The following is a 24,140-nucleotide window of genomic DNA, read 5'->3' as shown; positions in this document are numbered from 1 at the left end:
GGCCGGACTGCATTCCCCGCCACAGGATCGCCGACCATGTCCGCCGCCACGCTGCACACCTGTCCCACCGCCAGCCCGCGCGCCGCCGCGCGCGACGGGCAGGCCGCCCTCCCCCGCCTCTGGCTGCGGCGCATCCGCGCCCGGCGCGCGCTCGCCGCGCTGCATTCCGAGCAGATCCGCGAGGCGGGCCTCGACGCGATCGCCGTACGGGCCGAGAGCCTCAAGCCGTTCTGGCGTGCCTAGAGGCAAGTCTTTGTTTTAACGCGCTCTTTTTCGCCGAACCGGTCTCCGCTTCGGCTTGAGAGCGCTCCGGATCAGAACAGGCTGCTCTGGTCGTCCTCGTCGCTGGAACGCGGGCGCTCCGCGGGCGGCGCCTCCGTTTCGGCCGGGCCGGGGCGGGCCTGCTCGATCGGCTCGATCAGGCCGGCATCGTCGTTGCGCGCGTCGTTCACCCGCGGACTCACGGGGTCGAGCCGCAGCCACGCGTCGGGACAGGGCCGGCACAGGGCGGCCGCCGAGGCCGCATCGGTGCTGCGGGTGTCGAGCCAGGGCTCGATCGCGCGGGGGTCGAGGATCGCCGGCATGCGGTCGTGGATCGCGGCCATGGTTCCGTTGGCGCCGGTGGTGACGATCGCCGCCGTGTCGAGCTCGGAGCCGTCGGCGCCGAGCCAGGCATCCCATAGGCCGGCGAGCGCCATCGGCGCCCCGTCCGCGCGGCGGATCAGGTAGGGCGTCTTCTTCGCCGTGCGGCCGGTGCCCTCGCGGCGCCACTCGTAGAAGCCGTCGGCGAGGAAGATGCAGCGGCGGTGGCGCACCGCGCCGCGGAAGGTCGCCTTGTCGAGGATCGTCTCGACGCGGGCGTTGATGATGAGCGGGAAGCCCTTCGGGTCCTTCAGCCAGGAGGGCCAGAAGCCCCAGAAGTGCCGCCCGCCAGTCTCGAACAGCACCACAGGCACGGGCTGGGTCGGCGCCACGTTGTAGCGCGGCGGGAAGTTCGGCCGCTCCGGATAGCGGTAGAACTCGGCGAAGACCTGCGGCGCCTGCGCGATGAAGAAGCGTCCGCACATCGGTATCGTCCCCAGTGCAAGGCCTGACAGCCTTGATCCGCCGCATGGGCGGCGACGCGCGGTCGCGCTTGCGGCTCTTACGAGCCGATCGCGTCCTACAGCCAGCGCTTCCAGCGGAAGAAGGCGTAGGGCAGCACGGCGGCCACCACCATCATCACCACGGCGAGCGGATAGCCGAAGGGCAGTTCCAGCTCCGGCATGGTCTTGAAGTTCATGCCGTAGATCGAGGCGATCAGGGTCGGCGGCATGAACACCACCGCCATGACCGAGAACAGCTTGATGATGTTGTTCTGCTCGAGGTTCACGAGGCCGAGCGTCGCGTCGAGCAGGAAGTTGATCTTTGTCGAGAGGAAGGTCGCGTGCTCCTCGAGCGATTGCAGATCGCGCAGCGTCGAGCGCACGTCCTCGCGCAGCTCCCGCGGGGCCTTGTTGGTGCGGTAGGTGGCCGAGAGCGAGAGCAGGATGCGCTCCATCGAGACGAGGCTCTCGCGCTGCTTCGAGATCAGGTCGTTGTGGCGCCCGAGCGCGCGCAGGGTGTCCTGCAGGGCGGTGTTGCGGGCGCTCGGATCGTCCTGCACCTCGAAGATCTTGGCAGACAGCCGGTCGATGCGCTCGCCCTGGAGCTGGAGCACGTCGGCGGCGCGGTCGATCACCGCCTCGATCAGCCCGGCGAGGATCGACTCGCCCGAGATCACCGCGGTCGGCCCGTTGCCCGTGGCCCGGCCGGCGCGCTGCGTGTACATGCGGAAGGCCTGCGGCTCCTCGTAGCGCACGGTGACGAGCCGGTTGCCGCGCAGGATGAAGGTGATGCCGGCGAGCCCCGGCTCCTCCGAATCGCTCACCTTCGACAGCAGGCGGCCGGTCATGTAGCGGGCGCCGTCCTCCACGTAGAGGAGTTCCGAGGGCTCGATGTCCTTCATCTCCTCCCGGGTCGGCACCTCGATCCCGGAGAAGCCCTCGACCTTCAGTTCCTCCTCGCGGCTCGGGCGGATCAGGTCGAGCCAGACGGTGTCCTCGGGGATGGCGTCCTGAAGATCGAGCGCGCGGCGTTCGAGCTGCGTCGTCCCGGCGACGGAGACCGGCTGGTGGATGAAGATCACAAGGGGGCTCGGAGCATGGGGCGGCTCAGTCGAGCGCGCCGGGTGGCGGTAGGCTCGCATCCGGCACGAAGAAGTCCGGCGCAAGAGGGATGCCGGGTGTGACGCGGTATTTTGAAAAGTCCGTGACACCCTGCTCCGCCAGGAAGGCGTCGTCGATCAGGAAGCGGCCAGTGACCTCCTTCGACGGCTTCAGGAACAGGGCGTGGGCGGCATCCGCCATGATCTCGGGGGTGCGGCTCGCCTTCATCAGCGCCTCGCCGCCGAGCAGGTTGTTGATCGCGGCCGTGGCGATGGTGGTGCGCGGCCAGAGCGCGTTCACGGCGATGCCCTTGCGGCGCAGCTCGCCCGCGAGCCCCAGCACGCACATCGACATGCCGAACTTCGCCATCGTGTAGGCGAGGTGGGGGGCGAACCATTTCTCCGCCATGTCGAGGGGCGGCGACAGCATCACAATATGCGGGTTCTGCGCCTTCTCCAGATAGGGAATCGCGTATTTCGAGACCATGTAGGTCCCGCGCGTATTGATCTGGTGCATCAGGTCGAAGCGCTTCATCTCGGTCTGCGGCGTCGGGGTGAGCGAGATGGCGCTCGCATTGTTCACCACGATGTCGAGGCCGCCGAAGGTCTCGGCCGTCTGCGCGATCGCGCCCTCGACCGCCGCCTCGTCGCGCACGTCGACCACGAGGGGCAGCGCCCTGCCGCCGGCCCGCTCGATGGCTTCGGCCGCCGTGTAGATCGTGCCCTCCAGCTTCGGATGCGGCTCGGTGGTCTTGGCCGCGATCGCCACGTTCGCCCCGTCGCGCGCGGCGCGCAGGCCGATCGCGAGCCCGATGCCGCGCGAGGCGCCGGTGATGAACAGGGTCTTTCCGCGCAAGGTGCCGGTCATCGTGTGCTCCGATTCTGCATCATTGATCTGCGAAAGATCCGGATCGAACGCGGGTCCCCTCTCCCGTTCGGGAGAGGGACAGGGTGAGGGTCGAGACCTGTCAGGAAAGGGCTCCGCACGAGCCGCCTCACCGTCGCGACCCCTCCGAAACGTTCTCATCCTTCACCCCAACCCTCTCCCGAACGGGAGAGGGGGCCTGTCGCGCTTCCCACGCCCAATCGCTCACGCCACCCCCGGCCCGACCCTGAACCGCTCCGGCTGCGTCCCGTCCGCGTCGGTGAAGCCGTAGGCGCGGGCGAGGTCGGCCGCGTGCAGGACCCGGCCGGCATGGCGCGCCACCTCGGCGTCGGCTGCCAGCGCCGCCAGCGCCCGGCCGGCATAGAGCGGGCTCTCGGTGGCGAGCGCCTCCTGGCCCAGGTCGCGCACCCGCTCGGTGGCGACGAAGCCGGGCGAGAGCGCGAGCGCGGTCACGCCGTGGGGGCGCAATTCCTCCGCGAAGGCGAGTGCCAGGCGGTTGGTCGCGGCCTTGGCCGAATCGTAGAAGACGTCGCCGAGATAGCCCTCCTCCGTGCCGAAGGAGACGAGAGCGAGGAGGCCCGAGCGCGACGCCACCATGGCGGGGGCGACGGCGCGGGCGAAGAGCAGGGCGGCGTAGGGGCCGACCTCGAGGAAACGGGCATAGGGCTCGGCCGAGCGGCGCCAGAACGGCGTGCCCCAGGCCGCGCCGTCGAGGTAGCGGGCGCCGTCATAGCCCTCGTTGCCGCCCCAGACGCTCGACACGGCGACATCGATGCGCCCGAAGCGGCGCAGAGCCCAGTGGACCAGCTCGTCCACGGCGCGCTCGCTCAGATGGTCGCAGAGATAGTGGTGACCCTGGCCGCCGGCCGCGTCGACCTCGCGGGCGGTGTCCTCGATCGCCTCGGAGCGCATCTCGGTGCGGGGGCCGGTCTCGCTGGAGCGGGCGGTGACGATCACCGTGGCGCCGGCCTCGGCGAGGCCGCGGGCGATGCCCCGCCCGACGCCCCGGGAGGCGCCGGCCACGAGGCAGACCTTGCCGGCGAGCGCGCTCACGCGGAAGCGGGCTTGGCGCGGGCGAGGAAGGCCTGGAAGCGCTCCTGCGCCTCCGGCGTGCGCAATTGCCGGTCGAAGGCCTCCGCCTCGGCCTGGAGCGCGGCATCGACCTGCGCCTGGTCGCCGCGGATCAGGGCCCGCGAGGCGGCGAGCGCGCCGCGCGGCAGGGCAGCGAGCCGCGTCCCTTGAGCGACCGCGTGCTCCACCAGCATGTCCGAGGGCATCACCGCGTTGACGAGGCCGAGCGCCTCGGCCTGGTCGGCGCCGAACATCTCGGAGAGGAGCAGCAGCTCCGTCGCCTTGAGCCGGCCGACCCGGCGCGGCAGCAGGTAGCTGGAGGCCGCCTCCGGCACGAGGCCGAGCTCCACGAAGGGCATGCGGAAGCGCGCGGCCGGGCTCGCATAGACGAGGTCGCAATGCAGCGTCAGCGTCGTGCCGATTCCGACCGCGACGCCGTCCACCGCCGCGACCATCGGGGTCCTGGTGCGGGCGAGCTGCCGGATGAAGCGGAGCGAGGGCGCCTCGCTGAAGGCCTTCTCCGCCCGGGTGACGAAGTCGGCGATGTCGTTGCCGGCGCTGAAGGCGCCCGGCACCCCGGCGAAGACCACGGCGCCGACCGCGTCCGATTCATCCGCCGCCTCCAGGGCGCCGCGCATGGCGTCGTACATGACCCCGGTCAGCGCGTTCTTCTTCTCGGGGCGGTCGAGCGTCACGAGACGGACCCCGCCCGGCAGATCCTCGATCCGGATGTTCTCGGTCATGCGTGGTCCCCCTCAGTGCGCGAGCGCCAGAGCCGCCTCGTCCGCGAAGGCGCCGCCCTCGGTGACCGCCTGTTCCAGCCCGGAGGCCGCCGGCAGCAGGTTCTCGGCGAAGAAGCGGGCGAGCGCGATGCGGGCGCGGTGGGCCGGGTCGGTCTCGCCGGCCTTGAGCGCCGCGCTGGCCGCGAGCGCCGCCTTGGCGAGGCAGGCCGCACCTTGGGCGAGCCCGAACAGGCGCAGATACGGCGTGGCGCCGGCGAGCGCCGCCTCGGGCCGGTTGGAGGCGAGCGCCGCGCGCTGGTGGCTGGTCGCCCGGTCGAGGCTCTCGATGCCGGCGCGCAGACGCGCGGCCATGTGGCCGAAGGCCGGATCGGCGTTCTTCAGCAGTCCTTCGGCGACCTTGCGCATGGCGGCGATCTGCGCCCGCACCGTGGCGCCCCCGTTGAGCGGCAGCTTGCGGCTCGTCAGGTCGATGGCCTGGATGCCGTTGGTGCCCTCGTAGATGCCGAGGATGCGCGCGTCCCGCATGAGCTGAGCGGCGCCCGTCTCCTCCACGAAACCCATGCCGCCATGGACCTGCACGCCGAGCGAGGTGACCTCGTTGGCGATGTCGGTGGAGAAGGCCTTGGCCACCGGGGTCAGCAGCGAGGCGCGGTCGGCCGCGGCCTGCCCCTCTTCGCCATGGGCGGCATCGAGGGCGGCGGCGGTGAGGTAGCAGATGCCGCGGGCGGCGGCCGTGTAGGCCTTCATGGTCAGCAGCATGCGCTGCACGTCGGCATGCGCGGCGATGGGGCTCGCCTGCGCGTCGCCCGGGGCGCGGCCCTGGCGGCGCTCCTGCGCATAGGCGAGCGCCCGCTGCGTGGCCGCCTCGGCGACGCCCACGCCCTGGAGCCCGACGCCGAGCCGGGCCGCGTTCATCATCGTGAACATGCAGGCGAGCCCGCGATTCTCCTCGCCGACGAGCCAGCCGATGGCGCCGCCCTCGTCCCCGAAGGCCATGGAGCAGGTGGGCGAGGCGTGGATGCCGAGCTTGTGCTCGATCCCTGAGCAGCGCAGGTCGTTGCGGCTGCCGTCCGGCAGGACCTTCGGCACGAGGAAGAGCGAGATGCCGCGCGTGCCAGCGGGCGCATCCTTCAGCCGGGCGAGCACGAGGTGGAGGATGTTGTCGGTGAGGTCGTGCTCGCCGTAGGTGATGAAGATCTTGGCGCCGGTGATCCGGTAGGTGCCGTCGCCCACGGGCTCGGCCCGGGTGCGGAGCGCCGAGAGGTCCGAGCCGGCCTGCGGTTCGGTCAGGTTCATGGTGGCGGTCCACGCGCCCGAGATCAGCTTGTCCAGGTAGCGCGCCTTCAGGTCGTCCGAGCCGTGCGCGGAGAGCGCCTCGATGCCGCCGGCGGTGAGCAGCGGGCAGAGGCCGAAGGCGAGGTTGGCGCCGTTCCACATCTCGGTCGCCGCGGCGCTCAGGGTGTGCGGCAGGCCCTGGCCGCCGAAATCCGGGTCGGCGGCGAGCCCGTTCCAGCCGCCTTCCGTGAAGGCGCGGTAGGCCTCGCGCCAGCCGGGGGGCGTGGTCACCGCGGCGCCGGAGAGCGTGGAGCCGTGCCGGTCGCCGCTGCGGTTGAGCGGCGCGATCACCGCGTTCGCCAGCCGGCCCGCCTCGGTGAGGACCGCCTCGGCATCCTCCACGCTCACCGCATCGCCCGGGATGCCGGAGACGTGGGCCAGCGTGAACACCATCTCGGATACGGGCGCGCGGTAGCTCACGGACAACCTCCCTCGGCCCGTCTGTCATGCGGGCCGTTTGACGCGCCGGCGGAACGAGGGCTAGGCCGGCGCTGATCCGCCGAGATACGCCGGCCCAGGCGCGCCGTCCAACCGAGCCGCCGTCGCGAACGGAGATAGTTTATATATGAACGATCGCCGGTCAACGGCCTCCTCCGCCCTGGAGGCTGGCACGCGCCTGCTCCCTGGCACGCCGGCGGGCGTGGCCGAGGCGGCGTCCCTGCTGCGGGGGGGCCGGCTCGTCGCCTTCCCCACCGAGACGGTCTACGGCCTCGGCGGCGATGCGAGCGACCCGGCCGCGGTGGCGGCGATCTTCGGGGCCAAGGCGCGCCCCCGCTTCAACCCGCTGATCGCCCACCTGCCCGATGCGGCGACCGCCCGCGCCGAGGGCGCCTTCGACGCGGCCGCCGAGGCGCTCGCCGCCGCCTTCTGGCCGGGCCCCCTCACCCTGGTGGTGCCGGCGGGCGCCGCCTGCACGGTCTGCGATCTCGCCCGGGCGGGGCTCCCCAGCGTGGCGTTGCGCGTGCCCGGCAGCCCGCTCGCCCGCGACCTGCTCGCGGCCACGGGGCGGCCGGTGGCCGGCCCCTCGGCCAACCGCTCCGGCCATGTCAGCCCGACCTCGGCGGCGCACGTGCTCGCCGACCTCGACGGGCGGCTCGACGCGGTGCTCGACGGGGGCGAGGCACGGGTCGGGGTCGAATCGACGGTGGTCGCCTGCCTGGGGGATACGCCGCGGCTGCTGCGGCCGGGGGCGGTCACCCGGGCGATGATCCGCGACGTGCTCGGCCGCGCCATCGGGGAAGCCGGCGCGGAGGATGCGGCGCGCCCGGTCGGCCCCGGGCTCCTCGCCTCGCACTACGCGCCGCGGGCGCGGGTACGCCTCGACGCCGACGGGATCGCGCCCGGCGAAGCGGCCCTGCTGTTCGGCCCCCAGGCGCCGCGGGGCCTCGACGGCGCCGTCGCCGCTCGCAACCTCAGTCCGGCCGGCGACCTCGCCGAGGCGGCAGCGAACCTGTTCGCGGCCCTGCGCGGCCTCGACGCCTCGGGCGCCGCGACCATCGCCGTAGCGCCGATCCCCGCGGACGGGCTCGGCGAGGCGATCCGCGACCGGCTCGCGCGGGCCGCGGCGCCGCGCTGACATTCGCTCTCGAAAAAATCTTGGGAAAAATCTTGGGAAAAATCTTGGCGGAGCCGGGAACGAATGGCCGCAGGCCCCCGTTGATGGATCACGAAGGCCAGTTCAGCCCCCAATGGCCTTTATCCTTCAGAGGCTCGGAGCAATCCGAGCCTTTTTTCTTGGGCCCGCCATTTTCTTGGGTCCGCCATGCCGCGCCCTCCCCCGCCATGCGGAAGGGCGCCACCGTCTTCAGGCGAGCTTGCCCGCGATCGTCGCCACGTGGCGGCCCTGGTAGCGGGCACCGTCGAGTTCGACCTGGCTCGGCTGGCGCGAGCCGTCCCCGGACGCGATCGTGGTGGCGCCGTAGGGCGAGCCGCCCTTCACCTCTTCCACCCCGTTCTGGCCCTGGAAGCTGTAGGGCAGGCCCACGATCACCATGCCGTGGTGCAGGAGCACGGTGTGGAAGCTCGTGAGCGTCGTCTCCTGGCCGCCATGCTGCGAGGCGGTGGAGGTGATGACCGAGCCGACCTTGCCGACGAGGGCACCCTTCGCCCAGAGGCCGCCGGTCTGGTCGAGGAACTGCTTCATCTGCGCGGCCATGTTGCCGAAGCGGGTCGGCGTGCCGAAGATGATCGCGTCGTAGTTGGCCAGCTCGTTCGGGTCGGCGACCGGCGCCTGCTGGTCGAGCTTGTAGTGGAACTGCCGGGCGACCTCCTCGGGTACCAGTTCCGGCACCCGCTTCACCGTCACCTCCGCGCCGGCCTCGCGGGCGCCCTCGGCGGCGGCCAGCGCCATCTGCTCCACATGGCCCCAGGACGAGTAGTAGAGCACCAGAACCTTCGCCATCGACGCGACCTCCTCGAACATCCCGGCCGGGGCTCCACCCCCGCCGCTCGCCGCCATATCGCCCCGCTGGCGCCTTGCGGAAATGCCCTGCCGTGCAAGAATGACCTTGCATGAATGCAAAGCCGGACCTCGCCTGGGACGATTTCCGCCTCGTGAAGGCGGTGGCCGAGCGCGGCGGCCTGACCCGGGCGGCGTCTCATCTCGGCATCAACCACTCGACGGCCTTCCGCCGCCTCGCGCAGATCGAGGCGGGGCTCGGCGTGCGCCTGTTCGAGCGGCTGCGCACCGGCTACCTGCCGACGCCGGCCGGCGAGGCGATGCTCGCCGCCGCCGCGCGCATGGAGGCCGACGTCGCGGGCTTCGGCCGGGCGGTGGCCGGCCACGCCCGGAGCCCGGCGGGCGAGATCCGCGTCACCGCGGCGGCGAGCTTCGTGCGGGACCTGCTGATCCCGGTCGTCGCCCGCTTCCTCGTCCGCCACCCGGCCATGCGCGTGGACATGATCGCGGCGGAGGGCGCGCTCAACCTGTCGCAGCGGGACGCGGACGTGGCCATCCGCGCGAGCAGCGACCCGCCGGCCAACCTCGTGGGGCGGCGCCTGTCGGGGATCGCCTGGGCCGTCTACGGCCGTGCCGACCGCGAGACGGAGCGGCCGGACGCGCAACGCTGGGTGAGCCTCGCCGAGACGGTGGCGGGCGGGCGCTTCGCCGCCTTCGTGCGCGCCCGGACGGAGCCGGAGCGGATCGCGTTGCGCCTCAACACGGTGGACGGCCTGCGCGAGGCGGTCGGCGCCGGGATCGGGATCGGGCCGCTGCCCTGCTATGTCGGCGATGCCTGCCCGGATCTCCGCCGCCTCGGCGAGCCGGAGGCCGAGCTTCAGGCCGAGCTCTGGCTGCTGACGCATCCGGACCTGCGCCACGGCCTGCGCGTGCGCGCCTTCATGGATTTCGCGGCCGAGGCCCTGCTGCCGCTGCGCCCCCGCTTCGAGGGACGCGGCTGAAGTCCGGGTGTCGAAAGGGATCATCCCTCTCGCGGATCCAGGGCGGAGCCCTGCGATCGAAGATCAGGGCTCCGCCCCGATACCCCGCCAAAGGGATGATCCCTTTGGAATCCCGGACCTCAGGCGATCTTGGTGACCTCGATCTCGTGGCCGTTCACCTCGACCACGTCGCCGACGCTCTTGCCGGTGATCGCGCGGGCGAGCGGGGCGACGTAGGAGATCGAGCCCTTGGTCGGGTCGGCCTCGTCCTCGCCGACGATGCGGAAGGTCTGGGCGCTGTCGTCCTCGCGCAGCACCGTCACGGTCGAGCCGAAATGCACCGTGTCGCCCTCGACGCGCTCCACGAGCTGGGCCGAGCCGAGCCGCGCGGTCCAGTAGCGCAGGTCGCGCGCGACGCGGGCATTGCCGGCCTTGTCCTCGGGCGAGAGCTGGCCGACCTCGTCCTGCAGGCGCGCGACTTCGGCCTCGATCCGGGCGAGGCCCTCGGGCGTGACGAAATTGGTGTGCGGCGAGAGGGGGCGGTCCGGCAGATCCTCGAACGCCTCGCCACCTTCCTTCTCGCGAACGAATGCAATGCTCATGAAACGGGCAACGCGGTCGGAACGGCCGCGGTTCCGGCCCGGACCTCAGACGATGGTCACAACCGTGCGCCCACGCACCTCGCCCGCCAGGATCGCCTCGCCGAGCCGCCCGACCTCGGCGAGGCCGACGGTCGTCGTCATCGCGGCGAGCTTGGCGAGGTCGAGCTCCTTGGCCAGCCGGGCCCAGGCCTCGCGGCGCTTCGTCTGGGGCGTCGTCACGCTGTTGATGCCGAGCAGCGCCACGCCGCGCAGGATGAAGGGCGCGACGGAGGACGGCAGGTCCATGCCCTGGGCGAGCCCGCAGGCCGCGATCGCCCCATCCGCCTTGGTCTGGGCGAGCAGGTTGGCGAGCGTCGTCGAGCCGACCGCGTCGACGCCCGCGGCCCAGCGCTCCCGGCCCAGCGGCTTGCCGGGGATCGACAGTTCCGCCCGGTCGAGGATCTCGGCGGCACCGAGGCCGCGCAGGTAATCGGACTCGGAATCGCGGCCCGTCGAGGCGATGACGTGCCAGCCGGCCCGCGACAGCAGCGTCACGGCCACCGAGCCGACGCCGCCGGAGGCGCCGGTGACGATGGCGGGGCCCGCCTCGGGCTTCACGCCATGCGCCTCGAGCGCCATCAGGGAGAGCATCGCGGTGTAGCCGGCGGTGCCGATCGCCATGGCTTGCTCGGGCGCAAGGCCCTCGGGCAGCGGCACCAGCCAGCCACCCTTCACCCGCGCCTTCTCGGCATAGGCGCCGAGATGGGTCTCGCCCACGCCCCAGCCGGTGAGCACCACCGGGTCGCCGGGCTTGTAGGCGGGGTCCTCGGAGGCCTCGACCACGCCCGCGAAATCGATGCCGGGGATCATGGGGAAGCGGCGCACCACCGGCGAACGGCCGGTGAGCGCGAGCCCGTCCTTGTAGTTCAGGCCCGAATGGGTGACGCGGACGGTGACGTCGCCCTCCATCAGGTCGGCCTCGTCGAAGTCGCGGAAGGTCAGGCTCTGGCCGCCCTCGCCCTTCTCGACCACCCACGCCTTGAACGCCGCCATGCCGCAAGCCTCCCGATGTTTTTCGGGATCTAGGTGGCTCGGGCGGTCCGGAAAGGAAAGTGGGACCGGCAACGACGAGGCCGGCGCCGTCACGCGGCGCCGGCCCTCGGGCCGATCGGGCCTGCCGAACTCAGTAGCCGTCGTAGAGGCTGCCGCGGGAGAAGCCGAGGCCGACGCCGATATCGGCCGAGCTCGCCCCCGTGATGCCGACAGCGTCCGGGATCGAGCCGATGCCCGGACCCGGGCCGTAGCCGCCGCCGTAGCCGCCGCCCACCGGCACCCAGCCCGAGCGAGCCGGCGCCACCAGCACGCGGCGGCTGACGCTGGCATATTCCGGCGGGATCGTCTCGGGGATCGTCGCGCCCGGGCGCACCAGCACGCGGCGGGTCTGCACGGCGAAGCGCGGCGGCGTGTTGACCCAGCAGCCGATCAGCTCGCCATAGGGCCCGCGGCGGGTCGTCCAGACCCGGCCGCCCGGGGCCACCATCACACGCTCGGAGACGGTGTCGAAGACCGGCGGGACGCTGCGGTAGACGGTGCGCGGCGGGCGCACCAGCACGTTCTCCTGCACGGTGTCGAAGACCGGCGGCGTGGTGACGTGGCGGTAGCACTCGGCCCCGTAGCAGCCGCCGGCCTGGGCCGGGCCGGCGAGCAGGGCAAGGCCGCCGAGCGCGGCGAGCAGGCTGGAGATGCGTGCGACCGGGGCGGTCATGGATCGGCTTCCTCTGGAACGCGATACGGCAGGATCGGATGGGGCGCGAAGGCTCGCACCCATCTCGACGTGCAGAAGGCGTCGCGGTTGCCGAACAAGCAAGCCTAATCCCGAATCAGGGTAAAATTAACCCTCGGGATCGACTGCTTAGGAGGCCTCTACCTAAGTAAACAGCTGCCGAAGAAAGCTGTGCGAATCAGGTCTGCCCCGGTTTCAAAGTGTAGAAGATGTGCCGGCCGATGACGTCCATCTTGCGCAGGCGGCGCGACCAGCCGGGACGCACGTAGTCGGCGTGGTAGTGCGTCGCGGCGCCGACCTCGCTGAGATAGGTCCGCCCCTCGATCACCGATTGCGCGACGCGGGCCGCCGTCTGCCAGGAGGCAGCGTCGGTGATGCGCAGCGACTTGCCCTCGCAGGCGAAGGAGAACTGGCAACCCATGAAGCGGTGGCGGTTCTGGTAGACGACGCCGCAGACATTGGTCGGGTAGAGCCCGCTCTTCACGCGGTTGAGCACCACCTGCGCCACCGCGGCCTGGCCGGCCTCCGGCTCGCTGCGGGCCTCGAAATAGACGGCCTCGGCGAGACAGCGCTGCTCGCGCTCCATCGCGTCGGGGCTGATCAGGTCGGCGTAGCGGCTGCGGCCGGCCTCCGGCGCGAGCGGCGCCGCGGGCGTGGCCGGGCGGAAGGCGAAGTCCGGCAAGGCGAGGCTCGCCGCGGCCACCTCCACGGGGATGGCGTCGGCGGGGGCGGGCGTGGTCGAGGAGAGCGCGACCGCGCGCGGCACCGGCGGCGTCGAGCCGTCGTGCCGGTCCGATTCGAGGTCGGCGGTGGTATCGGCGCGGCCCTCGCCCGTCGAGGCGGCGCTCCCTGCCCCCGTGGTCAGGCCGAGATCGGGCACCGGCACGAAGGCGTTCTCCGGTTCCAGCTCCGGGTTCCAGGTGGCGGCGCCGGGGGTGAGCACGCCGCTGACATTGCCGGTGACGTTGCCGAAGATCAGCGCGCCGGGCGCGTCGCGCAGACCCGCGGCACGGCGCTCGAAGCTCGGGCGCAGCGGCCGGGCCGGGTCGCCCTTGCCCGCGCGCTGCACCGCCGGGAAGACCCGGGCCTGGGCCTTCAGGTCGGCGTGGAGGGGCTCCTCGCCGAGGCGTCGCGCCGGCATCGTGTCGGCCCGCTCGATCAGGAGGTCGTGCGCGCCGTCGCGGCGGGCGATGGCGCCGATGAGCCCGGTCCCCGGCGGCAGGGCCGGGACGATGCGCAGATCCCCCGCGGCGAGCACGCTGGAGCCGAGCGCGCTCTCGGTCCCCGCCGAGGCGGTGAAGGAGACGAGCAGGGTCAGGGCCGCCGCCCAGGGCGCCATGGCCGAGGCCATCGGGGCGATCATGGCGGAGGAGAGCCGGCGCAGGCCCGTTCCGCGTCGTCCACGTCTCGTCTTCACGGCGAACGCAACCTGTTACGGCGACCGAGCGGGCCGTGCCCGGCGAAGGACAAGCGGCACCACGGGTTTTATTGCCCGGTATGGTTGCGGGACCGTTAAGCCGCGAGCCCGGGATTGCATCCCGATGCTTTCGCGCGTGCGGCGCCGGCCCGCCTGTGCCATCACCCGCCCCCGATGACCGAGTACGTCTCCTGCGCGCCGGACGCGCTTTATCCCGCGGGCCGGCCCGTCGAGGAGCCCGACATCGTGGCCCGGCTGCGGGAGCGCGCGCCGGCCGGCACGGTGCTGGCGGAGCTCTATCCGGGCTGGTCCTACGACTGGCCGATGCCGGAGACCCTGCATCTGCGCGGCGTCACCGCCCCGGAGGCGATGGTGCGGGCCTTCCGCGAGGCGCCGGATGCGCGCGGGGTCGCGCCGCCCGCGCTCCTCGTCGCCCTGGACGATGTCAGCCTGCGCCGGAACGTGCTGTTCCGGGGCGCCTCGGTGATCTACGAGACCCACCTGCCGCAGGACCGGCTCATGGCCGGTCCGCTCGTCCTCGACGCCGCGCCCGAGGCCGGCCCCGCCGGGCCCGGGCCGCACCTCTACGTGGGCAACCAGGGCTCCTTCAATTACGGGCACTGGCTCCTGGAGGACCTGCCGCGGCTGAAGGCGGTGGAGGCGCTGCGCCGCCGCCATCCGGGCGAGACCGTCACCCTGGTCCTGCCGCGCCAGGACTGGTTCAACAACCGGATGCGCGAGCGCACCAGCCGCCTCTTCGCGGGCGGCCCGCTCGCGATCAGCTTCCTCGACCCCGAGACCACCTACCGCTTCCCGCGGCTGCACTACGCGACCCCGGTGAAGCATGCCGGCATCGCGAAATCGCCCGAGGCCATGGCCGAGGTCGACCGGCGCCTCGGGCGACGCGGGCACGGACTGCTGCCGGTGGTCGCCGGCGCGCGCCTGCGCGCGGCCTTGCACGGCCGGCGCTCCCTGCGCCTGTTCGTCGGCCGCAACCCCTTGCGCGAGCGCGTGCTCCTCAACCGCGCGGAGATCCACGCGCTGCTGCGCGCCCGCGGCTTCGAGATCCTCGACACCGAGCGCATGGGCGTGCCGGAGCAGGCGGGCCTGTTCGCCCGGGCCGAGGCGGTGGTCGGCATCAAGGGGGCGGGGCTCGTCAACACGGTGTTCTGCCCGCCCGGCACGCCGGTGGTGCATCTCGCGCCCGAGACCTTCCAGGACCCCTATTACCGCGACATCGCCGCGGCACGGGGCCAGGGCTACCACGCGCTCTACGGACACGCCGCGGAGAGCGCGCAGCGGGACCACCTGCGCGACTTCACCATCGATCCGGCCGATCTCGCCGGCCTGCTCGACCGCATCGGCCTGCGCTGAGGCCACCTCCTAACGACTTCCTGATGGCGCCCGGCCCGAAGCCGGCGCATCAGACCTGCGCTGCCGGCCGGGGCAGGATTGACAGGGAAGCGGAGCGGTTTAAGGGGGCGGCGTGGCCCCGCCGGACCCTCCGCCCGGCCACCTTCCACGGACCCGTCAACCCCATGCCAAGCGACAGTCACAGTCGATCGACCGCGCCGTTCGCGCCGGTCGCGGCCCGCCTGGGCGCCTGACGGGGCGCGCCTTGCGGACGCGGTCGCGCGAGCGGCCGGTCCCAGCGAGGTGCCCCATGTCCCTTCTCAAGCTGATCCTGGCCGTCCTCCCGATGGCCGCCGCCACCGCGCCGATCCGGACCGGCCGGCGGACCGTACCGGCCGCTTCCCCGCCGCGGACCCAGCCCCTGCCGCGCCGCGACCTGCGGGCGGCCTGGAGCCTCGATCCGGTGACCGGCCGGCTCGTGTGCCGCTGGAACGGCGGCGACGCCGCGCCGGGCGCGCGCTGCACCGTGGCCGCCCTTCCGCGGCGGCCCGTGCCGGCCCCGGCGGCTCTCCGGCTCGCGGCCTGAAACCTCTCGATGGAAACGGTGCGGGCCCCTCAGGCGGCCCGCACCGCCTCGATGTCGAGGGTCGGCCCCTGCGGGGTCATGCGCGGGCGCGAGACGATGCGGTCCTCCGGCGTCAGCACGCCGAGAGGCACGTCGCGGTCGGGCAGCACCACCGTCGTCGCCTTGTTGACGTGGACCAGCACGTGCCGGCCCTTCGGAATCGAGGCTGCGGCCCAGCGCTTGAGCTGGCCGTAATAGGGCTCGCGCCGCCAAGCATTGGCCTGGCCGGGATCGACCTGCACGTTCATGTTGCGGGTCGCCGGGTCGAGGGCGAGCACCATCTTGGCCTTGTCCGGCTTCCATTCGGGCCCGAGCCAGCTCTCGGTCATCCACAGGCAATGGAAGGCGCGGCAATGGTCGGGCCGCGCGGCGTGGATGGCGCAGCCCTTGCCTGCCAGCGTGTGCCGGCACCATTGCCCGGCGACGCTCTCCACCGACGGTACGTCGTAGACCTTGCAGCACAGGGTGCAGGTGCCGCAGGCCCGGCCCGGCGCGGGCGTGGCGACGATCTGGGCGGGCTCGAGCATCCGGTTCAGTCCATGCGCCCGGCGGCGATCCGTCCGGGGTCCGTCGGGGTTACTGGGCCGGGATCGGGCCGGTAGTGTGGCGGAACGCGCTCACGCAACCGGACCCGCCATGCTCTCGAACCTCGCGACCCGCGACGTCGAAACCCTGCTCCACCCCTATACCAATCTCGACGCCCACCGCAGCACCGGCCCGCTGGTGCTGGAGCGCGGCGAGGGCGTGTTCGTCTACGACACGGCGGGCAAGCCCTATATCGAGGGCATGTCCGGGCTCTGGTGCACGGCGCTCGGCTACTCGAACGATGAGCTCGCCGAGGCCGCCCGCGCCCAGATGGGCCGGCTCCCCTTCGGCCACCTGTTCTCGGGGCGCAGCCACGACCCGGCGATCGAGCTCGCCGAGGTGCTGAAAGGCCTGATGCCGGTGCCGACCTCGAAGGTGTTCTTCACCTCCTCGGGGTCCGAGGCCAACGACACCCAGGTCAAGCTCACGTGGTACTACAACAACGCGCTCGGCCGCCCGCGCAAGAAGAAGATCATCGGCCGGCAGCGCGGCTATCACGGCGTCCCCGTGGCGACCGCCTCGCTCACGGGACTGCCCGCCAACCACGCCGACTGGGACCTGCCGCTGCCGGGCTTCCTCCACACCGCCTGCCCGCACCATTACCGATTCGCGCAGAGCGGCGAGAGCGAGCGCGCCTTCTCGGAGCGGCTCGCGGGCGAGCTGGAAGCGCTGATCCTGCGCGAGGATCCGGAGACGGTGGCCGCCTTCATCGCCGAGCCGGTGATGGGCGCGGGCGGCGCCATCGTGCCGCCGGAGGGCTATTTCGAGGCCGTGCAGGCGGTGCTCGCCAACTACGACGTGCGCTTCATCGCCGACGAGGTGATTTGCGGCTTCGGCCGGCTCGGCACCTGGTTCGGCTCGGAGGCGCTGGGCGCCCGCCCCGACACCATCTCCTTCGCCAAGGCGGTGACCTCGGGCTACGTGCCGCTCGGCGGCGTCAGCGTGGACGAGCCGCTCTACGAGGCGATGCTGGCCGAGAGCCGCAAGCTCGGCACCTTCGGCCACGGCACCACCTATTCCGGCCATCCCGTCGCCTGCGCGGTGGCGCTGAAGACGATCGAGATCTACCGCCGCGAGCGGATCGTCGAGGGCGTGGCCGCCAAGGCGCCCCATTTCCAGGCGCGCCTGTCCCGCCTCGCCGAGCACGACATCGTCGGCGAGGCCCGCGGGATCGGCCTGATCGGCGGCCTGGAGATCGTCGCCGACAAGGCGAGCCGGGCGCAGTACGAGCCGAAGGCGGGGGTGGCCGCGCGCTGCGTCGCCTTCGCGCAAGGTGAAGGCCTGATCGTGCGCTTCCTGGCGGGCGACCGGGTCGCGGTCTGCCCGCCGCTGATCATCACGGAGGCCGAGATCGACGCCCTGTTCGACCGCCTGGCCCGGGCGCTCGACCGCACCCGCGACTGGATCCGGGCCGAAGGCCTGACGGCGGTCCCGGCACCCTGAACTGTGGAGCGCTCTTAGAGCCGTTCCCGATCGCGTTGCGACGGGGCACGGCTCTAAGCCTTGTTTTGACGCGCTATGGCTTTCCCGATCCAACATGATCGGGAAAGCCATAGGTATATTGTATTTATATCCTGCTGACGGGTGGAAGGGTCGATCCTTAAGCCGGCATTCAGGTTGCCGGCGATTGAATCCCCCCTGCGGCCGACGATCCGCCGTGCCGCGCCACGCAACCGTCAGCAGGACCCCCGATGTTCCCCCCGCGCGAGACCCAGGCCGACGCCTCCGACAGCGAGCGTCGCCAGATGGACCAGACCGAAGGCCGCTGCGGCTTCCGTCCCCTCGCCCTCCCGGCGCTCGCCGCCGCGACCCGTGCTCCCGCCGCCGCGAAGAAGCCCGTAGCCGGGACCAAGGCCCGCCGTGGCATCCTCGATCTCGTCCACGAGGATGCGCCGATCATCTGATCGGACCACGATTCGGCCATAGCGGGCTGATTGGCTCGAATGCTGCGGCGCGATAGGTTCGCGCCGCCTCATTCCGCCTGCCACATTCCGCCTGAAGGACCTTCGATGCTGATCCTGCCGAGTCGGCGGCAGTTCCTGACCGGGCTCGGCGCGACGGCGGCGACGCTCGGCCTCTCGACCGCGACCTACGGCATCGGCATCGAGCCGCTGCACCGGCTCGTGGTGACCCGCTACGCCCCTATCCTGCCGGGCTGGGCCGACGGCCCATCGCTCCGCGTCGCCGTGCTCGCCGACTTCCACGTCTGCGAGCCGTTCATGTCGCTGGACCGCGTCGCCGAGATCGTCGCGACCACGAACGCGCTCAAGCCCGACATCGTCCTGCTGCTCGGCGACTATCCGGCCTCGCGCCGCATCGCCTGGCGCCGGGTGCCGCTCGTCGACTTCGCGCGGGTGATCGGGGATCTGCGCGCGCCGCTCGGCATCCATGCCGTCCTCGGCAACCACGATTACTGGGACGACGAGGCCGTGCAGATCGCCGGGCGTGGCGCGCCGGAATCGCGCCGCGCCCTGGAAGCACGCGGCATCCCCGTTCTCGAAAACGACGTGACCCGCTTCGTGAAGGACGGCCGCCCGTTCTGGCTCGCGGGACTGGGCGACCAGCAGGCCTTCATGAGCGAGGAAAGCGACGGCGGCGTCGACGACCTGCCCGGCACCCTCGCCAAGGTGACGAACGACGCGCCCGTTCTGCTGATGGCGCACGAGCCGGATATCTTCCCGAAGGTGCCGTCCCGCGTCGCGCTCACCCTCTCCGGCCACACCCATGGCGGCCAGATCCGCCTGCTCGGCCACTCGCCCGCGATCCGGCGGGTGGGCGGGCTCGACCTGTCCTACGGCCACGTCGTGGCGGGCGGGCGCCACATCATCGTGTCCGGCGGCTTCGGGATGAGCCGCCTGCCGGTGCGCATCGGCGTGCCGCCCGAGATCGTGCTGATCGAGCTCGGCCGCCCACCCCTCACCGCCGCCGCGAGCTGAATCCCGGGATTCCGAAAGGACGAGTCCCCTCGGTGGGGTGTCGGGGCGGAGCCCTGACAGGAAATCCCAGGGCTCCGCGCCTCGAACCCGCGAGAGGGATGATCCCTCTCGACACCCGGAAAAACGAAAAGGACCGGCTCGGGGCGATGCCCGAACCGGTCCCTGGACTGGACGTCCTCGAAAGGGCGCCGCGATCGTTGGAGGCTTAGCGCTTCGAGAACTGGAAGCTGCGGCGGGCCTTGGCGCGGCCGTACTTCTTGCGCTCGACGACGCGGGCGTCGCGGGTGAGGAAGCCCTCACGCTTCAGCGGGCCGCGCAGCTCCGGCTCGTAGTAGGTGAGCGCCTTCGAGAGGCCGTGGCGCACCGCGCCGGCCTGGCCCGAGAGGCCGCCGCCGGCCACCGTGACGACGATGTCGTACTGGTCGACACGGTCGACGATCTGCAGCGGCTGGCGCAGGATCATGCGCAGCACCGGACGGGCGAAGTAGGTCTCGACCGGGCGCTTGTTGACGGTGATCTGGCCGGAGCCCGGCTTGATCCAGACGCGGGCGACCGCGTCCTTGCGCTTGCCGGTGGCGTAGGCCCGGCCCTGCGCGTCGAGCTTCTGCACATGGACCGGCGCCTCGTTCGCGGCGTCGGCGGCGACATTCGCCCGGTTCAGATCGGCGAGGGACTGAAGGGTCGCCATGATCAAGCGCTCACGTTCTTGCGGTTGAGGGCGCCGACGTCGAGCGTCTGCGGCTGCTGGGCTTCGTGCGGATGCTCGGCGCCCTTGTAGACGCGGAGGTTGCCGAGGATCTGGCGGAACAGGGGCCCGCGCGGCAGCATGCGCTCGACGGCCTTCTCCACGACGCGCTCGGGGAAGCGGCCTTCGAGGATGAACTTGGCCGTGCGCTCCTTGATGCCGCCCGGATAGCCGGTGTGGTGGAAGTAGCTCTTCTGGTTGTACTTCCGCCCGGTGAACTTCACCTTCTCGGCGTTGATGACGATGACGTTGTCGCCGCAATCGACGTGGGGCGTGTAGGCGGCCTTGTGCTTCCCGCGCAGGCGCATCGCCACGATCGAGGCGAGGCGACCCACGATGAGGCCCTCCGCGTCGATCACGATCCACTTCTTGTCGACGTCGGCGGGCTTCAGCGAAGTAGTCTTCATGGCCAAGTCCCGTGGCGTTCGGTGGGGTATCGAAAAACGAGGCGCCGCCGCGGCGGGGCCGCGGCGGCGATGGCGGGTGCATAGCCGGGCGCGCCGGCGAGGTCAACGGGAAAGTTGCGCGGGTCTCGCAGGAAAATCCAATATCTGCAAGGGTTTCACGATAACGGTATCATGATACCGTTATCGTGTCGCCTATCCGCGCGACTCGATGGTCAGCTTCTGCACGCCCTTGGGAGAGAGCTTCGGTTTCTTCGCGCTGATGATGCGCGAGTTCACGCCCGTCCAGCCGATCTCGCCGGAGAGGCGGCCGTACTCGATCTTGGGGCAGCGGTTCATGACGACGGTGACGCCCCTGGCCTCGGCCCGCGCGGCGGCCGCGTCGTCGCGCACGCCGAGCTGCATCCAGATCACCTTCGGCGGCTCCGGCAGGGCCAGCGCCTCGTCCACGAGGGGGCCGGCCGCGGCCGAGTTGCGGAAGATCTCGACCATGTCGACCGGGCCGGGCAGCTCGGCGAGGTTGCCGACAACGCGGCGCCCGAGAAGCTCCTGGCCGGCGAGCCCTGGATTGATCGGGGTCACGTCGTAGCCACGGTCGATCAGGTATTTCAGTACGATCCAGCTCGGCCGGGCGGGATTCGCCGAGGCGCCGACCAGGGCGATCGAGCGCGTCGCCCGCAGGATCGCGCGGATCGCCTCGTCGGCGTAGCGGTCATGGTTGCGAGCGAGGGTGTCGGGCGTCGCGGTCATGCGGCTGGTTGTCGATGCTTCGCCGCAGCTTCGCAAGAGCGACCCCTGCCCTCACTCTGCCCTCACTCCAGGCTGCTCCAGCCGGAAAACCCCTCCAGCGGCTCCTGGTCGTAGCGCTCCATCAGCGCCTCCATCGCCGCCTCGTCCGAGAGGCGGTCGGTGGCGGCGAGTTCGGCGAGGCCCTCGAAGAAGCCCTCGCGACCCAGCGCGGGCGTGAAGCTCAGGGTGAAGGAGACGGGCGCGTCGCCACGGTTGGAGAAGGCGTGCGGCTGGCCGGGCGGGATCAGCACGAAGTCGCCGGGCCCGAGTTCGAGGCTGTGGCCCTCGATCCGCAGGGTGAGCCGGCCGGCATGCACCTCGAAGGTTTCGGTGAGCCGGGCGTGGCGGTGCAGGCCGGCGCCGGGCGAGTGGGGCGCGAGTTCCATCCGGTAGATGCCGAGGGCGTCCCGCGTCGCGCTGCTGCGGGCGAGGTAATGCACCTTCATCCCGCCGATGGTGACGTTGGGCGCGCCGCCCGCGCGATAGGTCTGACCCATTCCGATGCCCTCTCCGATCCTCGGATCCTCGGGATGTGGGAACGCGCAGCGCACAAAGAAAACCCCGCGCGGGCGGTGCCGCGCGGGGGAGAAGGCGTCGTTCGGGCGCCGATGTTACTCGGCGGCGACCTTATGGGACGGGGTGCCGTCCGTGTAGGTCTCGGTAGTCAGGCGCTTGTGCGGGGCGGCGCGGCCCGGCAGCGGCGGCAGGGCCTTGGCCTTCTCCAGGTCGATGCCCGCGCCCTCGGCGACGCGACGACCGTAATCCTCGTCCGCATGCCAGAAGTGCCAGACCATCCGGAGCTGGATGGCTTCCGGGCACTGCTTCATGTCGCCCACGAGGTTGGCGATCAGGTCCTCGCGCTCCCAGTCCTGGAAGGAGCGGTAGCGGTTGCCGGCCTGGGTGTAGTCGTCCTCGGCGCGCGAGGTCTGGTAGCGGCCGAGATTGCCGCTCACCGGCTGGTGGTAGTCACGTGCCGGCTTCGGCGCCTCGCGCAGGCCCTCGGCCAGCGTCGAGGGCTCGTAGTTGATGTGCCGGTTCGGCCCGTGGCCATCGACCTGATAGGTCATCGTGCCGTCGCGCTGGTTCGAATGGACCTTCACGCCCGGCTGCGGCGCGTTGATCGGCAGCTGCAGGTAGTTGGCGCCGACGCGGTAGCGCTGCGTGTCCGAGTAGGACAGGGTCCGGCCCTGCAGCATCTTGTCGTCCGAGAAGTCGATGCCGTCGACGAGCACGCCCGTGCCGAAGGCCGACTGCTCCACCTCGGCGAAGAAGTTGTCCGGCACGCGGTCGAGCACCATCCGGCCGCACTTCAGGAGCGGGAACTGGTCCTCGGGCCAGCGCTTCGTGTCGTCGAGCGGATCGAACGAGAGATGGTCGTTCGGGCCGTCCGGCATGATCTGCACCGCGAACTCCCATTCGGGGAAGTTGCCGGCGGAGATGTTGTCGTAGAGGTCGCGCGTCGCGTGGCCGACATCCTTGCCCTGGATCTCGGAGGCCTGGGCCGAGGTCAGGTTGCGGACGCCCTGCTTCGGGATCCAGTGGAACTTGCAGAGCACCGCCTCGCCCTGGTCGTTGACCAGCTTGTAGGTGTTGACGCCCGAGCCCTCCATCTCGCGGTAATTGGCCGGGATGCCCCAGGGGGACTTCAGCCAGGTCACCATGTGGATCGATTCGGGGTGCTGGGCCACGAAGTCGAAGAAGCGCCACGCCTCCTGGCGGTTGGTCACCGGGTCCGGCTTGAACGCGTGGATCATGTCGGGGAACTTGATCGCGTCGCGGATGAAGAAGACCTTGAGGTTGTTGCCGACGAGGTCCCAGTTGCCCTCGACGGTCTTGAACTTCACCGCGAAGCCGCGCGGGTCGCGCTCGGTCTCAGGCGATTCCTTGGCGCCGGCGACGGTCGAGAAGCGCACGAACATCGGCGTCTTCACGCCGGTCTCGTTGAGCACGCGGGCGCGGGTGTACTTGGAGGCCGGCTCGTCGCCGATCTTGCCGTAGGCCTCGAACCAGCCGTGGGCGCCGGCGCCGCGGGCATGCACCACGCGCTCGGGAATGCGCTCGCGGTCGAAATGGGTGATCTTCTCGATGAACTGGTAGTTCTCAAGGGTCGCCGGGCCCCGCTCACCGACCGTGCGCAGGCTCTGGTTGTCCCGGACCGGATGGCCCTGGCGGGTGGTCAGGATCGGGCGTTGATCGCTCATGCCTACCGTCTCTCGTTTAAGAAACCACAGGTTCAGGCGGACAACGCGGTCAGCCTGGAACCGTTCTGGACACGGGTTATGACCCCGCTGTGACCCAGAGGCAAATGCATCGTCACAAAGATTGTGATAGGCGCCGCCTATGAACCTGACCGGCCTTTCCCTGCGCGACCTCGAATATGTCGTCGCCGTCGCGGACGAGGGGCATTTCGGCCGGGCGGCCGAGCGCTGCAACGTCAGCCAGCCGACGCTCTCGGTCCAGGTCCGCAAGCTGGAAGGCGCTCTGGGCCTCGTCCTGTTCGAGCGCTCGAATCGCCGCGTGCTGCTCACACCTGCCGGCCAGATCATCGTGCGGCAGGCGCGCACGGTGCTGGCCGAGGCGCAGCGCCTGCTGGCGCTCGCGACGGAGGGCCGCGGCTCGCCGCTCACCGGCCGCCTCGTGCTCGCGGCGATCCAGACGCTCGGGCCCTACTACTTCCCGCTCATCCTGCGCCTGCTGCGCCAGGAATTCCCTCTCCTCGCCCTGGCACTCAGCGAGTTGCGCACCGCCGAGATCCTCGACGGCCTGCGCGAGGGCCGGATCGACGCCGCGCTGATCTCGCTGCCACTGCCGGCGACTGCCCTGACGGTCTCGCCGCTCTTCGTGGAGCCGTTCTGGCTCGCCTGCCCGGCCGAGCACCCGCTCGCGCAAGGGGGCGCGCTGCGCGCCACCGACATCGCCGGGCCCGACCTCCTGCTGCTCGACGAGGGCAATTGCCTGCGCGACCAGACGGTGGCGGCCTGCGGGGCGGGCGGCGCGGCGGGCCGCCACGCCACCAGCCTGGAGACGCTCCGCTCGATGGTGGCGGCGGGCGCCGGCTACACCCTGCTGCCCGCGCTCGCCGTGCCGGCCGGACCGGATCCGAGCGGCCTCACCGTGACCCGCGGCTTCGACGCGGACGGGCCCGGCCGCACCATCGCGCTCGCTTGGCGCACCAGTGATCCGCGTACGCCGGGCCTCGCGCATCTCGCCGCCTTCCTGCGCGGCCACGCGCCTGCCGGGACGGTGGCCTGCCGCGACGATGGCGCCCCGCCGTCACCCGCAGGCCTCGCGCCGCGCCGTGACAGGCAGGCGGAAGCGGTGTAG

Annotated in this window: 26 protein-coding genes; 9 read left to right on the top strand and 17 right to left on the bottom strand. The window is 71.5% G+C overall.

Features of this window, described 5'->3' with window-relative positions; genetic code table 11:
- Positions 1-36: 36 nt before the first annotated feature.
- A complete protein-coding gene (locus tag MTDSW087_RS22715) occupies positions 37-243 on the top strand; it encodes a translation initiation factor IF-2 (RefSeq protein WP_238178777.1) in 207 nt (68 codons plus the stop codon).
- A gap of 71 nt (positions 244-314) precedes the next feature.
- Here MTDSW087_RS22715 and MTDSW087_RS22710 read toward each other — a convergent pair whose 3' ends face one another.
- The 6 genes from MTDSW087_RS22710 to MTDSW087_RS22685 form a co-directional block, all read right to left on the bottom strand.
- Positions 315-1,067, bottom strand: a complete 753-nt coding sequence (locus tag MTDSW087_RS22710; RefSeq protein WP_144767142.1) for an SOS response-associated peptidase — start codon at positions 1,065-1,067, stop codon at positions 315-317.
- A 95-nt stretch (positions 1,068-1,162) separates the two neighbouring features.
- The gene (locus MTDSW087_RS22705; RefSeq protein WP_144767141.1) at positions 1,163-2,167 is read right to left on the bottom strand and encodes a magnesium transporter CorA family protein; all 1,005 of its coding nucleotides are present in this window, start codon (positions 2,165-2,167) and stop codon (positions 1,163-1,165) included.
- Between the two features lie 25 nt (positions 2,168-2,192).
- Positions 2,193-3,053 carry an SDR family oxidoreductase gene (locus tag MTDSW087_RS22700; protein ID WP_144767140.1) on the bottom strand — a complete coding sequence of 287 codons (861 nt, stop codon included), beginning with the start codon at positions 3,051-3,053 and terminating at the stop codon, positions 2,193-2,195.
- Between the two features lie 222 nt (positions 3,054-3,275).
- Complete coding sequence (locus MTDSW087_RS22695; protein ID WP_144767156.1) at positions 3,276-4,094, bottom strand: SDR family NAD(P)-dependent oxidoreductase; 819 nt, start codon at positions 4,092-4,094, stop codon at positions 3,276-3,278.
- Positions 4,095-4,120: 26 nt separating this feature from the next.
- Positions 4,121-4,885 (bottom strand): enoyl-CoA hydratase-related protein, encoded by a 765-nt coding sequence (locus tag MTDSW087_RS22690; protein ID WP_144767139.1) that lies wholly within the window; start codon positions 4,883-4,885, stop codon positions 4,121-4,123.
- A gap of 12 nt (positions 4,886-4,897) precedes the next feature.
- The gene (locus MTDSW087_RS22685; RefSeq protein WP_144767138.1) at positions 4,898-6,640 is read right to left on the bottom strand and encodes an acyl-CoA dehydrogenase family protein; all 1,743 of its coding nucleotides are present in this window, start codon (positions 6,638-6,640) and stop codon (positions 4,898-4,900) included.
- Positions 6,641-6,785: 145 nt separating this feature from the next.
- On the opposite strand from MTDSW087_RS22685, the gene MTDSW087_RS22680 reads away from it, so the two are divergent.
- A complete protein-coding gene (locus tag MTDSW087_RS22680; RefSeq protein ID WP_144767137.1) occupies positions 6,786-7,796 on the top strand; it encodes an L-threonylcarbamoyladenylate synthase in 1,011 nt (336 codons plus the stop codon).
- Between the two features lie 228 nt (positions 7,797-8,024).
- Here the strand turns inward: MTDSW087_RS22680 and wrbA are convergent, their stop codons facing one another.
- Positions 8,025-8,621: an NAD(P)H:quinone oxidoreductase gene (gene wrbA / locus MTDSW087_RS22675; protein ID WP_144767136.1), complete on the bottom strand. Its 597-nt coding sequence runs from the start codon at positions 8,619-8,621 to the stop codon at positions 8,025-8,027.
- A 110-nt stretch (positions 8,622-8,731) separates the two neighbouring features.
- Between wrbA and MTDSW087_RS22670 the strand changes: the two genes are divergently transcribed.
- The gene (locus MTDSW087_RS22670) at positions 8,732-9,619 is read left to right on the top strand and encodes a LysR family transcriptional regulator (RefSeq protein ID WP_144767135.1); all 888 of its coding nucleotides are present in this window, start codon (positions 8,732-8,734) and stop codon (positions 9,617-9,619) included.
- A 119-nt stretch (positions 9,620-9,738) separates the two neighbouring features.
- On the opposite strand, the gene greA is transcribed toward MTDSW087_RS22670, so the two are convergent.
- The 4 genes from greA to MTDSW087_RS22650 all read right to left on the bottom strand — a co-directional run bounded on the left by greA (position 9,739) and on the right by MTDSW087_RS22650 (position 13,301).
- Positions 9,739-10,200 (bottom strand): transcription elongation factor GreA, encoded by a 462-nt coding sequence (gene greA, locus MTDSW087_RS22665; protein ID WP_144767134.1) that lies wholly within the window; start codon positions 10,198-10,200, stop codon positions 9,739-9,741.
- A gap of 45 nt (positions 10,201-10,245) precedes the next feature.
- The gene (acuI, locus tag MTDSW087_RS22660) at positions 10,246-11,232 is read right to left on the bottom strand and encodes an acrylyl-CoA reductase (NADPH) (protein ID WP_144767133.1); all 987 of its coding nucleotides are present in this window, start codon (positions 11,230-11,232) and stop codon (positions 10,246-10,248) included.
- Between the two features lie 130 nt (positions 11,233-11,362).
- Positions 11,363-11,944: a hypothetical protein gene (locus MTDSW087_RS22655; protein ID WP_144767132.1), complete on the bottom strand. Its 582-nt coding sequence runs from the start codon at positions 11,942-11,944 to the stop codon at positions 11,363-11,365.
- 196 nt (positions 11,945-12,140) lie between these two features.
- Positions 12,141-13,301, bottom strand: a complete 1,161-nt coding sequence (locus MTDSW087_RS22650) for a cell wall hydrolase (protein ID WP_144767155.1) — start codon at positions 13,299-13,301, stop codon at positions 12,141-12,143.
- 252 nt (positions 13,302-13,553) lie between these two features.
- Between MTDSW087_RS22650 and MTDSW087_RS22645 the strand changes: the two genes are divergently transcribed.
- Together MTDSW087_RS22645 and MTDSW087_RS22640 are read left to right on the top strand one after the other, a co-directional pair.
- On the top strand, positions 13,554-14,753 hold the full coding sequence (locus tag MTDSW087_RS22645) for a glycosyltransferase family 61 protein (RefSeq protein WP_144767131.1): 1,200 nt from the start codon (positions 13,554-13,556) through the stop codon (positions 14,751-14,753).
- Positions 14,754-15,042: 289 nt separating this feature from the next.
- Positions 15,043-15,318 carry a hypothetical protein gene (locus MTDSW087_RS22640; protein ID WP_144767130.1) on the top strand — a complete coding sequence of 92 codons (276 nt, stop codon included), beginning with the start codon at positions 15,043-15,045 and terminating at the stop codon, positions 15,316-15,318.
- A 29-nt stretch (positions 15,319-15,347) separates the two neighbouring features.
- Here the strand turns inward: MTDSW087_RS22640 and MTDSW087_RS22635 are convergent, their stop codons facing one another.
- Positions 15,348-15,884, bottom strand: coding sequence for a hypothetical protein (locus MTDSW087_RS22635; protein ID WP_144767129.1), 537 nt, complete (start codon positions 15,882-15,884; stop codon positions 15,348-15,350).
- Positions 15,885-15,993: 109 nt separating this feature from the next.
- On the opposite strand from MTDSW087_RS22635, the gene MTDSW087_RS22630 reads away from it, so the two are divergent.
- From MTDSW087_RS22630 to MTDSW087_RS22620, 3 genes are all read left to right on the top strand, one after another.
- Positions 15,994-17,385 (top strand): aminotransferase, encoded by a 1,392-nt coding sequence (locus MTDSW087_RS22630; protein ID WP_144767128.1) that lies wholly within the window; start codon positions 15,994-15,996, stop codon positions 17,383-17,385.
- A gap of 248 nt (positions 17,386-17,633) precedes the next feature.
- Entirely contained in the window at positions 17,634-17,846 is a 213-nt protein-coding gene (locus MTDSW087_RS22625; protein WP_144767127.1) for a hypothetical protein, read from the top strand.
- A gap of 105 nt (positions 17,847-17,951) precedes the next feature.
- On the top strand, positions 17,952-18,878 hold the full coding sequence (locus tag MTDSW087_RS22620; RefSeq protein ID WP_144767126.1) for a metallophosphoesterase: 927 nt from the start codon (positions 17,952-17,954) through the stop codon (positions 18,876-18,878).
- A gap of 205 nt (positions 18,879-19,083) precedes the next feature.
- On the opposite strand, the gene rpsI is transcribed toward MTDSW087_RS22620, so the two are convergent.
- The 5 genes from rpsI to MTDSW087_RS22595 all read right to left on the bottom strand — a co-directional run bounded on the left by rpsI (position 19,084) and on the right by MTDSW087_RS22595 (position 23,017).
- On the bottom strand, positions 19,084-19,566 hold the full coding sequence (gene rpsI / locus MTDSW087_RS22615) for a 30S ribosomal protein S9 (RefSeq protein WP_144767125.1): 483 nt from the start codon (positions 19,564-19,566) through the stop codon (positions 19,084-19,086).
- A 2-nt stretch (positions 19,567-19,568) separates the two neighbouring features.
- Positions 19,569-20,030: a 50S ribosomal protein L13 gene (gene rplM / locus MTDSW087_RS22610; RefSeq protein WP_144767124.1), complete on the bottom strand. Its 462-nt coding sequence runs from the start codon at positions 20,028-20,030 to the stop codon at positions 19,569-19,571.
- Between the two features lie 192 nt (positions 20,031-20,222).
- A complete protein-coding gene (locus MTDSW087_RS22605; RefSeq protein WP_144767123.1) occupies positions 20,223-20,777 on the bottom strand; it encodes a CoA-binding protein in 555 nt (184 codons plus the stop codon).
- Between the two features lie 62 nt (positions 20,778-20,839).
- Positions 20,840-21,313 carry a cupin domain-containing protein gene (locus tag MTDSW087_RS22600; protein WP_144767122.1) on the bottom strand — a complete coding sequence of 158 codons (474 nt, stop codon included), beginning with the start codon at positions 21,311-21,313 and terminating at the stop codon, positions 20,840-20,842.
- A 114-nt stretch (positions 21,314-21,427) separates the two neighbouring features.
- The gene (locus tag MTDSW087_RS22595) at positions 21,428-23,017 is read right to left on the bottom strand and encodes a catalase (RefSeq protein ID WP_144767121.1); all 1,590 of its coding nucleotides are present in this window, start codon (positions 23,015-23,017) and stop codon (positions 21,428-21,430) included.
- A gap of 139 nt (positions 23,018-23,156) precedes the next feature.
- On the opposite strand from MTDSW087_RS22595, the gene MTDSW087_RS22590 reads away from it, so the two are divergent.
- Positions 23,157-24,140, top strand: coding sequence for a LysR substrate-binding domain-containing protein (locus MTDSW087_RS22590; RefSeq protein WP_144767120.1), 984 nt, complete (start codon positions 23,157-23,159; stop codon positions 24,138-24,140).

Origin of the sequence: Methylobacterium dankookense, from assembly GCF_902141855.1 — a bacterium.
Taxonomy (GTDB): domain Bacteria; phylum Pseudomonadota; class Alphaproteobacteria; order Rhizobiales; family Beijerinckiaceae; genus Methylobacterium; species Methylobacterium dankookense.
This window is presented reverse-complemented; position numbering and strand designations above follow the sequence as displayed.